The 12419-nt window shown below is 39.2% G+C and carries 9 protein-coding genes; 3 read left to right on the plus strand and 6 right to left on the minus strand.

Going from position 1 to position 12419, the window contains the following annotated elements:
- Positions 1-87: 87 nt before the first annotated feature.
- Together H5203_RS02460 and H5203_RS02465 are read left to right on the plus strand one after the other, a co-directional pair.
- Entirely contained in the window at positions 88-2115 is a 2028-nt protein-coding gene (locus H5203_RS02460) for an ATP-binding protein (RefSeq protein ID WP_182819319.1), read from the plus strand.
- Between the two features lie 330 nt (positions 2116-2445).
- A complete protein-coding gene (locus tag H5203_RS02465; RefSeq protein WP_182819320.1) occupies positions 2446-3309 on the plus strand; it encodes a sensor domain-containing diguanylate cyclase in 864 nt (287 codons plus the stop codon).
- A 72-nt stretch (positions 3310-3381) separates the two neighbouring features.
- Here the strand turns inward: H5203_RS02465 and H5203_RS02470 are convergent, their stop codons facing one another.
- The 3 genes from H5203_RS02470 to H5203_RS02480 all read right to left on the minus strand — a co-directional run bounded on the left by H5203_RS02470 (position 3382) and on the right by H5203_RS02480 (position 6244).
- Positions 3382-4245 (minus strand): DMT family transporter, encoded by an 864-nt coding sequence (locus tag H5203_RS02470; protein WP_182819321.1) that lies wholly within the window; start codon positions 4243-4245, stop codon positions 3382-3384.
- 131 nt (positions 4246-4376) lie between these two features.
- Complete coding sequence (locus H5203_RS02475; protein ID WP_182819322.1) at positions 4377-5951, minus strand: PepSY domain-containing protein; 1575 nt, start codon at positions 5949-5951, stop codon at positions 4377-4379.
- Positions 5948-6244 (minus strand): hypothetical protein, encoded by a 297-nt coding sequence (locus H5203_RS02480; protein WP_145234221.1) that lies wholly within the window; start codon positions 6242-6244, stop codon positions 5948-5950. Before H5203_RS02480 ends, H5203_RS02475 begins: the two co-directional genes overlap by 4 nt.
- A 356-nt stretch (positions 6245-6600) precedes the next feature.
- On the opposite strand from H5203_RS02480, the gene H5203_RS02485 reads away from it, so the two are divergent.
- The gene (locus tag H5203_RS02485; RefSeq protein ID WP_179959130.1) at positions 6601-8676 is read left to right on the plus strand and encodes a TonB-dependent receptor; all 2076 of its coding nucleotides are present in this window, start codon (positions 6601-6603) and stop codon (positions 8674-8676) included.
- A gap of 61 nt (positions 8677-8737) precedes the next feature.
- Here the strand turns inward: H5203_RS02485 and H5203_RS02490 are convergent, their stop codons facing one another.
- The 3 genes from H5203_RS02490 to H5203_RS02500 form a co-directional block, all read right to left on the minus strand.
- Positions 8738-10399 (minus strand): methyl-accepting chemotaxis protein, encoded by a 1662-nt coding sequence (locus H5203_RS02490; protein ID WP_182757408.1) that lies wholly within the window; start codon positions 10397-10399, stop codon positions 8738-8740.
- Between the two features lie 217 nt (positions 10400-10616).
- Positions 10617-11606 (minus strand): Gfo/Idh/MocA family protein, encoded by a 990-nt coding sequence (locus tag H5203_RS02495; protein ID WP_182819323.1) that lies wholly within the window; start codon positions 11604-11606, stop codon positions 10617-10619.
- 2 nt (positions 11607-11608) lie between these two features.
- The gene (locus H5203_RS02500; RefSeq protein WP_145234211.1) at positions 11609-12412 is read right to left on the minus strand and encodes a class I SAM-dependent methyltransferase; all 804 of its coding nucleotides are present in this window, start codon (positions 12410-12412) and stop codon (positions 11609-11611) included.
- Positions 12413-12419: the final 7 nt, after the last annotated feature.

Raw genomic sequence — 12419 nt, forward strand, 5'->3', positions numbered from 1 at the left:
CTATAATAATTAACCAATATGAAGTGGTTAGATAAGATTTTTTAGCTATAGCATCTGTCGCTATGCAAAATAATACGAGGTATTTATTTGAATTTCCTTCGAAGCTTCCATGATATTGTATCTGATCAAAGTCAAAGTTTTGACGAGAAAACGCATAGTTTGCTCAAGTTTGGGCTTGATGTATTTAATTTAGATATCGCGATTGTTAGTAAAATTGAACAAAGTATTTATACCGTGCTCTACGTTATAACACCTGATAATTCTTTAGCCTCTGGTACAACGTTTGATTTAGAAGGCACTTATTGTGTACATACACTCGCAGCAAATGCCGCGCTTACTTTTCATAAAGCGTCGAGTAGTCGCATTGCAAACCACCCATGTTACCTAAATTTCCAGCTCGAATCTTATATTGGGGCGCCAATAAAAGTCGGTTCAAATGTATTCGGTACAGTTAACTTTTCATCACCGGCTGTATCAACTCCCTTTTCACAACAAGCCCATGACTATGTTGAGTTATTTGCACAATGGCTGGGTGCTGAGTTTGCCCGCAAGATCACCAATGAACAGCTTATTAAAAACAACAATACGCTGTTAAAATTAGAGGCTGTAGCAAATATTGGCACGTGGGAAGTTGATTTACTCACTGATAAAGTCACTTGGAGCGAGCAAACACGACGTATTTACCAAGTTAGTGATAGCTATGTTCCTGATCTTAATGCTGCGACTGAATTTTTTAAAGCAGGAGAAAGCAGAGAAAGCATCGTTAATGCAGTGAACTCTGCAATACAAAGTGGCGAGAAATGGCATCTCGACCTCGAACTTGTTACCGCTAATGGACAGACTTTGTGGGTATCAACATTTGGTGAAGCTGAATTATTAAATGGTCGATGTGTGAGGTTATTTGGTACCTTACAAGACGTGACTGAATCGGTCATGCTTCGCGAAGAGTTAAAAAATAAAAAAGCAGAAGCAGAGCGCATGTTAGAAGATAGAAGCATGCTACTAGCTAAAATAAGTCACGAACTCAGGACACCATTGAACGGCATAACCGGAATGTTAACTACGCTATTAGGTGAGCGCCGTGAAGATAAGAGAGTTGAAAAACTAAAGATAGCTTTGCGTAGCGCGGATATTTTACTGAGTATAATTAACGAAGTGCTCGACTTTTCAAAAATAAACCACGGTGAGTTAAAACTCGAACCAAATCATTTTTTATTAAAAACAATTTTTGTTGATCTTGCTTCGTTGTACATTCCATTGTTTAGAGATAGTAAGGTTGATTTTCAAACAAATATAACGATAGCAGATGACTGTTGGGCTTATTGCGATAATGCTCGGCTGAGCCAAATTGCGTCAAACTTATTAAGTAACGCGTTAAAATTCACTGACGAAGGCTTGGTAAAATTTAATGCTGATGTGAATGTAGTCGGTGATAAATTAGCCTTGCATCTTGAAGTGTGTGACAGCGGAAGGGGGATGACCAACTCATTTTTAGATTCATTGTTCTCACCTTTTACACAAGAAATAGACGCCAAAAAGAGTAAAGGTGGTACCGGCTTAGGCTTGGCAATCGTAAAAGAATTGATTGATTTTATGGGGGGGACAATAACGGTTGATAGTACTTTTAATCAGGGTACGACATTTATCGTGGATATCCCACTTGCAGTCGGCGCAGTACAAATCGAAAATAATCCTCGGGTAAACGTTGTCATAGCGGCAACTAATTTATCGGTTTTAGTTGTTGATGATAACCAAATAAACCGATTGGTACTGGACGCTTCGCTTGAAAAATTAAATATTAAAGCCGATTTTGCAGTTGATGGCGAAGACGCAATTTTAAAGTGTAAGCAAAAAAAATACGATCTTATTTTTATGGATTGCGTGATGCCGCAGCTGGATGGACTTGAGGCCACTAAAATTTTGCGAGCACAACATATTTGTCCTTATGCAGATACCTTAATAGTGGCATTAACTGCAAATACATCATCTACCGATAAAGTTGCGTGCAAAGAAGCTGGCATGGATATGTTTATTTCAAAGCCTTTTAAACTACATTCGATTGAGGAAGCGGTAGTTAATGCTGTAGGAAGGAGCAAAACTAAAGAAATAAGCTAGTTTACTGCGGTATTTTTTAAGGTTTTAGCTTTTCAAGTTATATTTGGCGACGGGTTTTTAGCATTTGAGCAGTACAGTAAAAGCAGTTTACTGACAGAGAAACATAACGTGGCCTAATATTTGTATGTTTTTTAATGTGGTATTTGATAAAACGCACTATGATTAGTTTTATTATCGCAATATATTATTATTTCTTTATAGCTCTCAACAGCAATGAACCGTATCCTAAGATACGTTATACACTATTACGCAATGATTGATTGCTTAACTGATGGGTACTGTAAATAAATAATAAAGACTGTATTTTTACTGTTTGAGGCATGGAGTTGAATGAAAAATAGTGGTGTGATTTGTCTCTCGGATGTACTTGAACTGATGCTTGACGCTGTTTGCGTGGTTGACAAGCAAGGGGTATTTGTTTTTGTGAGCGCGGCTTTTAAAGACATTTTTGGTTACGAGCCTTGCGAAGTAATTGGTAAACCAATGCTCGACTTTGTTTATAAAGAAGATGTTGAGATCACGCTTGACGCAGTAAATACGTTATTATCTGGAGGCTCTAAACCGCGCTTTGAAAATCGTTGGGTGAGAAAAGACGGGCAAGTGGTGCATATATTATGGTCTGTCCGCTGGTCTGATTCACATCAGTTCAGAATTGCTGTTGCTCATGATATCACCGAGCGCAAAAAATTTGAAAAGCAATTACAACATATGGTGGGACATGATCAGTTAACGGGTTTACCCAATCGCATGCTGTTACTTGACCGAATTCAATCAACATTAACGAAAGCTGACCGACAGCAGGTTGAATTATCGCTACTATTTATAGATTTTGATGGTTTTAAAGAAGTTAATGATTCATATGGGCATCAATGTGGTGATCGATTATTACAAGCCATTGCTGCTCGGCTACAAGGGTGTGTTCGAGGGTCTGATACTGTTGGGCGCTTAGGTGGCGACGAATTTTTAGTCTTACTTCATGGGATTAGCTTACGCTCAGACGTACATAAAACAGCTGAAAAAATCCGCAAAGAGTGCGAACAAGCTTTTGTGATAGATGAACATTCATTACAGCTTTCAGTCAGTATCGGTATCGCCAGTTATCCTGAAATGGGCGAGAATGAACAACAACTTATTCAACATGCAGATCAAGCAATGTATGTTGCAAAAAATGCAGGGGGTAATCGTATTGTCTAAACACGTTACTCCCCTTTGATCAAAATCAACATTTAGCTTTATAACTAATATTTTTACGTCTTTTTTGGTTTGTTAGTTGCTGTCTTTACTTGTAGACATTGAACTGCCAACCGATGCAACTATCACCAAAAGAATTGCTAACCATTGCCAAAGAGTTAATAACTCGCCTAAAATTATAAAGCCAGCAAGTGCCGCAATAGCGGGCTCTAAGCTCATCATAATACTAAACCCTTGTGCAGGCATATTACGCAGTGCAACCATTTCCAGCGTATAAGGTAGGGCACTTGACATAATAGCAACCAATAAACCTAAAGGGATCACTTCCCAGCTTAGTAGTGCACCACCTTGAGAAATAGCACCATAAGGCACTAATATAAGCGCCGCGACACTCATACCAAGGGCAACAGTCATCCCGCCAGAGCTTTGATTACCCGTTTTTTTGCCAAATAAGATATAGCCAGCCCAACATGCACCAGCACCTAGTGCCAGAATCACGCCCAGTAGATCGAGACTTTCTTCACCTTTCATATCCGGGAGCAACATTACGATCCCCGATATAGCACAGGCGACCCAAAATAAATCTCGCTTACGTCGCGATGATAGCAGCGCTACCGCTAACGGGCCGGTAAATTCAAGTGCGACTGCAATCCCCAATGGAATACGCTCAATGGCGTAGTAAAATAAAATGTTCATACCGCCCAAGCATAAACCATAAACCATAATTGGCATGCGTTGACCAAGTGGCGGAAATGCGCGCCAAGGTTTAAACACTAAACACAATATAGCTGCTGAGAAACCCAAACGAAGTGCCGTTGTCCCTTCTGGGCCAATTATTGGAAACAGTTGCTTAGCAATTGAAGCGCCTGACTGAATAGTCACCATGGCAAGTAATACACATATAACAGCAATGAAAAAAGGAGAAATAACTCGAGACATAACGTATAAAAAATGAAAAAGGAAATTATCTGCAGAGTGTACAGATTAATGTAACAATTTAATATATTTGCGATAAATAGCAGCCATTAAGTGATGCAGGCTCACGTATTAAACAATGCGTGAGCCTTTATTTACCTTATGAACTCTATTGTTTTGTGATCCAGAATTACTTTATCTTTAATGGGTTTTTGCTTTAAGCGTTTAGCGATAAAGAAAAACATAACTGAGAAAAGTGTGGCTATAAAATCAACAGAATAGCTTTCGTAATAGGGGAGCAGAGCTAAATTATTCAGGCCTTGAATAACACTCGAGATGGGTAAACATACGGTTAAAATCGATAATGTTATTAAGCCAGTATAGCTTGCTTTGTTAGCGCCTAGTGTAAAGCAGTAGGCTAAGGAAATAAAAAAAACAACATAATAACACTGCATATAATGGTTATTAATGTTATTTATCAGTGTGTTACTCCATTTTGCTAACAATAATACTGCAACAACAGCGAGCATGGATCCTAAACACACGCCAATCGTTAACTTTGCCATAATATGTGTGCCGGTTTTATTTGCATCTTTTTTCATTCGTTTGTCTATCCATAATAAGTTGCCTGAATAAAAAAGCAATGCGCCGAATAGTCCCATTATAAAGTAAGCCCAGCGACCCCACTCACCGCCATATGTTCCAAAATGCAGTGAAAAGATACTCGCGACAAAATTGCCCCAGAAGCTTTCTTCACCCTGTGGGTAAGTTGATCCGCTGATCTCTAAAGTATACGGGTTCATAAATAAATAATCCGTATCAGGTCCACGTACCACTGCAGAATCATTACTCATTTTAAATACAGCGGAAGGGGACGCTAAATTCAATCGACTGTAGCTAATATGTATTGGCTCATAGCCTGTAGCATAGCCCTTAGCCGCTAGTATTTGTGTATCAATACGTTTCAGTTCGCTGATGTTATAAGCGTGTGTTGCGGTTGGGGGACGCTCAAATAGTGGTTTGTCACCATAAAACTGGGCCAAACCATCATAAATTAAGTCGTGAAAAGCAAATACAATAACAGTAAACGCAATGATCAAATGAAAGGGCAAACTCGCAACGCCAATAAGGTTATGGCTATCTAACCAAAAGCGACTCGGGCCTTTTTCTTTTCGCAGCGCAAAAAATGTTTTTACCAGTGTTGGTAAAAGGATAATTACACCGGACACCAAGGCTAAAAAATACAGTCCTGCAGCAATACCAAGAATGTAAACGCCAGATTGGTCGTGGCCAATTTCACCAATAAAGCCTGCGGTACGGTGTAGGTAATCGATTAAATCAGCAAGTTTATGTTCTGCTTGATCAGCAATTATCAGCTTTTGATCTTCATCAAGATATGCTGTTTGCTGTTGATTATCTAGGTGCATGCCACGAGCTTGACCTTGTGTATACCACGACAGTGGCGCAGCTGTTGTTAAAAGGTCGAGTTCAAAACCTTTTGCCATTTGCTCAGGATAAACAGTGATGGCTTTGTCGACTAAGCTTTGATAGTTTGTAGTAGTGGGATCGGTAAGTGGTGCAGTAGTTGGCTCTGCCCATTGTTGGATTTCATGTTTAAACATGGTCAAACTACCAGCATAAAAGCCGATGAAAAGTACTAAACCTGCAATGATCCCCGTCCATGTATGCACACCTTGGTAGGTGCGTAAAATATCGGCTCTTACTTTCATAATCCACCCCTTAACAGCAAAAATAAACTATACAAGATAACATTTGCTCCACCGAGTATGAGCCAAGCTTGCCTCGCTGAATTAAATAAATAAGTAAAACTAAAGAGCGTGAGCCATAAAATCGGGATCATCCACATATTAAATTGAACCTTGTCTTGGGCATCAATTCCGCCTGGGCCGTACCAAGCAAAAAAAGCAATCAGAATATAAGCCAGCGCTAAACCCAGCAATACACCAGCTAAACTTTTACCAAGCCAAGTTGGTTGAATTTTTTGTCTTTGCTCAGATGTCATTTCTTAGCCCTTTCACTTTAATTAAGCTTGCAAATGGCATGACCATTAAAGCGAGCATCAGTATTAAAATAATAAAGAAGCTTGCTGCTAATTTAGACAGTGTAGAAAAAGAAATGATAATTGCAGTTATAAACAGCATTAGCGCAAGTGTACGCCAGTGTTTAGAAATAGGTTTAGTAAGTAATCTTTGATGGCGATTACTGCAGTAGAGCACAGTTATAGCAATGAGTAAGATAACAATAACGGTAAATTGAGACATAAGAGCAATAATAGTTTATTTTTAATGCCATTCTAAATGATAAGTAAACTCAATTGCAATACTGTAGTTGATATGGTATTTTTTCGCGCAATTTAAAATGTCTCAAAAAAAGGAAATTATTTTGGCTGCTTTATTTAAACGCAATAAGCTTTCACTGCTTATTGCCAGCGCGCTGTTATTTACTCAAGCTCAGGTATTAGCAGATGATGAGGGTAATCGCGAATCAATCGATACTATCGTTGTTACGGGTGAAAAAATAGCAAAATCACTTAAAGACACTATTACCTCAGTTGCGGTCGTCGATAAGTCGTTATTAGAAAATGGTCAGCTAGCATCTGTTTCAGAAGCGCTTGCAGAAATGGCGAATGTAGTGGTGTTAACGGGGTCAGTTCCTGATATGCGTGGTGTGTCAGGTAACGGTGGAGCAACAGGGTTTAATTCGTTTAGTGGTGGCTCTAAAGCGCGAGTATCAACGTTAGTTGACGGTGTAAGTCAGCCGTTTGTCGCTGATTTAACCGGTGATACTGGTTTGTGGGATATGGAGCAAATAGCAGTGTATCGAGGTCCACAATCAACAAGTAATGGTCGTAATAGCATTGCTGGCGCTGTTTATATGACAACCAAAGCACCGACTCAAGACTTTGAAGGCGCAGTGCGAGTCGGTTACCGCAATCAAGATAGCTACCTTGACACCGCAGCCGTTGTTTCCGGTGCATTAGTTGAAGATGTACTTGCTTTTAGGTTATCGACTCAATATGTTGATGGTGAAACTTACAGTAACCCAACTGTCTATGAAACAAATCCGACAGATCGCGATCTAAATAAATTAAACACCTCAAGTACCCGAGCAAAATTACTTTATACTCCATTTGATGATCTATCAATTCAACTAAGTTATTCAAACTACAGTGAAAAAGGAAATTCTGGTCGTCATTATTATGAAGGTGACAACCCATCTGATTATATACCACTGTTTCAACGTATAATGGATACAGATTCAGATACAACACAAATCGATTTTGAATATAAGATTGATGAGAACTTCTCTGTGGATCTGCTGGTGGCATATATGGATTATCATTGGGCGTTTGATGCTTATGAGCCGCTAGCAACAGCAGAATCTGATGTTACTATGGATGAAAAAAATATTACCATTGATGGTAAATTAAACTTCGGTCTTAGTAGTGATTTTTACTCAGGTTTTATTGGCTTAGCTTATTTCGATCGAGATCAAGATTTCGACAGTACTGGAGCAACAGATTATTTTGGTGATGATAGCAGTGATTCGATAGCTATTTACTCAGAGGCAAGCTTCAACCTAACAGATAAGCTAATAGTAACAGGTGGCTTGCGGGTTGAACATGAAAGTCAACTTCGTAACTTTAACATGGCATTTAGAGGCGATACCTTAGCTGAACAGCTAGATGATTCTAATACTATTAAATTACCTACCTTAGCTATTCAATACAAAGTTACCGAGGCAACTACTTTATCAGCCAGTGCGCGGCGTGGTTATAATTCCGGCGGTGGTGCACTCGACTTTAATGCTGAAGATTATTATTACTATGATGAAGAAACTGTTAATACCTATGAGGTAGGCACACGTAGTGTATTAAATAACGGCGACATTAATATCAGTGCAAATGTCTTTTACAATAACTTTGACGGTTATCAGGCATTAAGTTCAGATCGTAGAATTACTAATATCGATGACGCTCATAGTTATGGTTTAGAGCTTGAGGCTTACAGTATGTTAGGTGAGCAATGGCAGTTACATGCTGGTCTAGGATTGTTAAAAACAAAAATTGACGCATCTACAACGTATTCTGAAGCGGTTGGTAACGAACTTAATTCAGCCCCTTCATTTACAGCCAGTTTAGGTCTGTCTCATTGGTTTACTGACAACCTTAAAATCAATGTCAGTGCAAATTATGTCGATGAGTATTACGGTGATCTTACTAACAGTGAAGAGCGCATGGCAGGTGATTACACTATTACTCGCGCTACAATAAGCTATGACACAATGAATTGGTTAATTAGCGCTTATATTAATAATGCCTTTGATGAACAAGGTTATACCAGTGTAGAGCCTGTAAGTGGCAGGTATCCAACTGGTTATGTCTCTGTTGTTAGCCCACAAACATTAGGTGCTTCAGTTACTTATCGTTTTTAGCTACTCTAAAACCTTAGGCTGTTGCTGTATAAAAGCCTGAGGTTTTTAATCCAGAGATCCGTTAACTTAATTTAAACTTATTTATTTGTGTATTTAAATTAATCGCAACTTGCGCGAGTTCACTAGACGAAGACGAAATTTGTGCGGTTTGCGACTTCGACTGCATACTGGCATCTTGAATACCAGTTAAGCGTTCAGCTATATCTTCGGTTACTTGTGCTTGTTGCTCGGATGCAGCTGCAATGGTTCGGTTTGCATCTGAAATTAAGCGCACTTGGGTGCTTATTTCTTTGAGCATTGAGCCCACTTTTTCTGAGTTTGATACTGCGTCTTTAACCCGCGTATCACTGCTACGGATCCGTTCGGTTACAGCGTTACTTGCAGACTGTAAGCTATTGATTTTTTGTTGTATCTCAACTGTTGAGCTTTGTGTTCTGCTCGCTAATGTCCTTACCTCGTCGGCAACGACGGCAAAACCTCGACCTTGTTCGCCAGCTCGTGCGGCCTCAATTGCAGCATTAAGTGCTAATAGATTAGTTTGTTCAGCAATATTGCTGATCACATTTAAGATCACCGCTACTTCGTTAACTGAAGATTCGAGATCATTTAAATCATTAATTGACTCGGTTAATATTTCAGCAACCGATTCGACAGAATGAATACTCTGATTAACGACATCGATCCCTGCTTGTGTTTTAGCATCTGCATCTCCTGCGTTTTGAGCCGCTTCAGAGCAGTTTTTTGATACTTCTTTGACGGCGGTGGAGTTTTCATATACTGAACTTGAGATCACCTCAATTGCTTGACTCTGCTCGTCATTAAGCAGTCTTGCCTGCTGTGCAATAGAATCTAGCTCGTTGGCAGCAATTTGGGCTTGTTGGGATTGCGAGTTAATTTCTGACAGTAAGGTAGATAGTTTATCGATCATAATATTAAAACTGGCTGATAACTCTGCAATTTCATCTTTACCGGAGTGAGCAATTTTATGCGTTAGATCACCATTGGCGATTCGTTGTGCTTCATTGACTAATAGCGTGGTTGTCTTTATTACGCGCTTCTCAAGCTGTAAGTAGCATAAAATTAAAATAGTGATTATAACTAATACCATCACAATACTAATAAGGCTTAAATTAGCAACACGATTGTTATTATTCATTACTTCTTGCAAGCTGCTGTTTTCTACCGCAGCTAAAAATTCTTGCACCGGTGTCTGTATTTTAGCTACTTCATCCATATATCCCTTATCGGTTAGCAGTCCTATTGCCTGTACCCACTGTTTTGATTCGCTCGTATTTAATAATGATGGTGATTGCCCAGCAAAACTACTTACCAATTGAAAAGCTTGTTCTTCAGTGCTGACTAACTGCAAAGAGAGCGAGTTAGATTTATTTAGCAAAGCAAGTTCTTGTTCATTCACATTAAATTCTTTTAAGCGATCAATATAAGATTTTTTACGACCGTCTAACCAGGGTTCAGTCCCTTCAATTTGATTTACAAGTTCATAGTATTGTTTTTTATAGCTAGGTTGAAGGGTTACAACATATTGTCGGGCGAGTTCTGTTAGCTTGATTGAGTTGGAGGCAGACAGCTTAGCAAAATGACTTAGTTGATAGCGTTGCTGAGCAGATTGTTGACTATCAGATAATCCTGTTTTTAACAGTAATATGATAATGAGTAGCCCTGCTGCAATTGTGATTGCTAGAGCAAAAACAGTTCTTAGCATTAATCTTATTGTCAAAATTGCCTCTGATGCGATTTAATAATAATGCTAAATAACTATAGAATATAATTTCAATTAACTAAAGAATTCATGAATTTTATTTATTATTGGATACGCATTAAACTAGTGAGCAGATTGCAAGAGTATGATAAAAGTGACAACAACATTGACAAGCCTCAAAGCATTGAGGCGTTGTTTTGCGTGAATAATATTTTGTAGCTTATAGTCGGTCGGCTGGATAAATAACACCAAGTTGCTGTCTTGCTTTATCAAGTACAGCCATCACATTGATACTTAGTTGATGGGTATTGATAGGTGATTCGAGTTGTCCTGCGTTGGCAATTGTAATGAAATGGGCAACTTCGTGGCGCATAAAGTGTTCATCAAATGGCTGTGATAATTCTTCAACACTGCCATCATTAGCAATAAATTGTATCTGTTTTAATAACGAAACGGCTTCAATTCTGATACGGCCCAGCTCACCTTGGATTTCTGTAAAATTATCACCTTGAGATATTTTTGAATAACTGATCACTGCTTGCTTATCACTATAATTTAGTAATACATCACCAGCACCATCTACCCCTGTTTCAAGTAATACTCCACTGGCTTTTACCGTGTTTGGTGCACCCCAAAGTGCAATCAAGATATATAGCGGATAAACCCCTAAATCGACGAGCGCACCATTAGCGAATGCTGGCAAAAAGGTGTTAGGGAGCTCACCATTTTTGTATTTATCATAGCGTGATGAATATTGACTATACTGACCTATGTATTTACGTGGCGTCCCAATTTTGGCAATGGCTTGTTGTAAAACGGCAAAGTTAGGCAAGTGAGTGGTCATCATCGCTTCCATATAAAGGCGATTATTTTGTTTTGCTGCGTCCACTATCGCGGCTAATTCTTGGCTATTTGCTGCTGCAGGTTTTTCACCTAACACGTGTTTTCCTGCATTTAAACAGGCCACAGCATAGCTTTTATGCAAACTATTGGGGGCTGCGATATATACAGCGTCTACACTGTCGTCGCTGCATACTTGCTCAATAGTCGTAAATACTTTTGCATTTTTTATAGCGTGCTTAGCTAAAAATGCATGACCGCTTTGCTCGGCTCGCGAACATACGCCATATAATGAAAACTCACTGACTGTTTTAGCCGCTGCAAGTAAAGTATCGCTAATAAAATTAGTGCCGACTATCACAAAATTCATGGTCACTCCTGATTGTTGAATTGTGCAAGCCAAGCTTGCCAGTCGGCCTCAAAGCCTAACATTTGTTGGTGCTTTTTAGCTAATAGGTGTTTTTGTTTATCTTCACTGGCTTGAAATGGACCTACTCGGCACAGCGAACAGCTATCAACTGCTAAGTAGTTTGGTATAGTTAATCGATTATGGAGTTCAGTCGTTTCTTTGGGGCTGAATACATAAGTGGTGCCACTGGTGTCTTTTACGTGTTTGTCACGATCAACATTACGGATTTTATAGCCAGGGAAAGGACTGATATCAAATGGCATTTGGCCGATATAGCGTGATGCTAAGCCATAATTTAAGCTGCCTTCAATATTCCACTCACGATATGGTTTAACATCTTTTGAGGTGATGTAGCACAACATTGGGCCATTGTTATCAAGAGCATAGCTGGTGGCATATTTAATATATTGGTGTAGCAAAGCCCGGTTGAGGGTGTTCATACTGGTTGTTTGGGTGTTTTCACGATAAGCACTCTCCCCGACAAAAGCAGGAATAAGCGGAAATTGAAAAATCACCACATCAAATAGCTCGCCATTTAAGCGTTGCCAGGCTTGTGGGTCAGTCACATCAAAACTATCAAGTACCGTAATGTGATGATCTCGCAGTGCATTTAGTGCGTTATCAGCATATTTGAAGGTAATCGTGGCTGCACTATCATAGGTAGAAGCAACTAACTTGGCCGGCTTTAGATCAGTAGATAAAGCATGAGAAAACGATAAGTCGCCATCGCCAACGGTAAGGATCCGCCAATTAGGATTTAAATACATTAATTCA

Origin of the sequence: Pseudoalteromonas sp. SG41-1 (genome assembly GCF_014164575.1) — a bacterium.
Taxonomy (GTDB): domain Bacteria; phylum Pseudomonadota; class Gammaproteobacteria; order Enterobacterales; family Alteromonadaceae; genus Pseudoalteromonas; species Pseudoalteromonas rhizosphaerae.

Bases quoted from the DNA above. Each gene is read 5' to 3' on its own strand.
- H5203_RS02465 (WP_182819320.1), top strand. From the start codon at position 2,446: ATGAAAAATAGTGGTGTGATTTGTCTCTCGGATGTACTTGAACTGATG.
- H5203_RS02470 (WP_182819321.1), bottom strand. From the start codon at position 4,245: ATGTCTCGAGTTATTTCTCCTTTTTTCATTGCTGTTATATGTGTATTA.
- H5203_RS02475 (WP_182819322.1), bottom strand. From the start codon at position 5,951: ATGAAAGTAAGAGCCGATATTTTACGCACCTACCAAGGTGTGCATACA.
- H5203_RS02480 (WP_145234221.1), bottom strand. From the start codon at position 6,244: ATGACATCTGAGCAAAGACAAAAAATTCAACCAACTTGGCTTGGTAAA.
- H5203_RS02485 (WP_179959130.1), top strand. From the start codon at position 6,601: ATGTCTCAAAAAAAGGAAATTATTTTGGCTGCTTTATTTAAACGCAAT.
- H5203_RS02490 (WP_182757408.1), bottom strand. From the start codon at position 10,399: ATGCTAAGAACTGTTTTTGCTCTAGCAATCACAATTGCAGCAGGGCTA.
- H5203_RS02495 (WP_182819323.1), bottom strand. From the start codon at position 11,606: ATGAATTTTGTGATAGTCGGCACTAATTTTATTAGCGATACTTTACTT.
- H5203_RS02500 (WP_145234211.1), bottom strand. From the start codon at position 12,412: ATGTATTTAAATCCTAATTGGCGGATCCTTACCGTTGGCGATGGCGAC.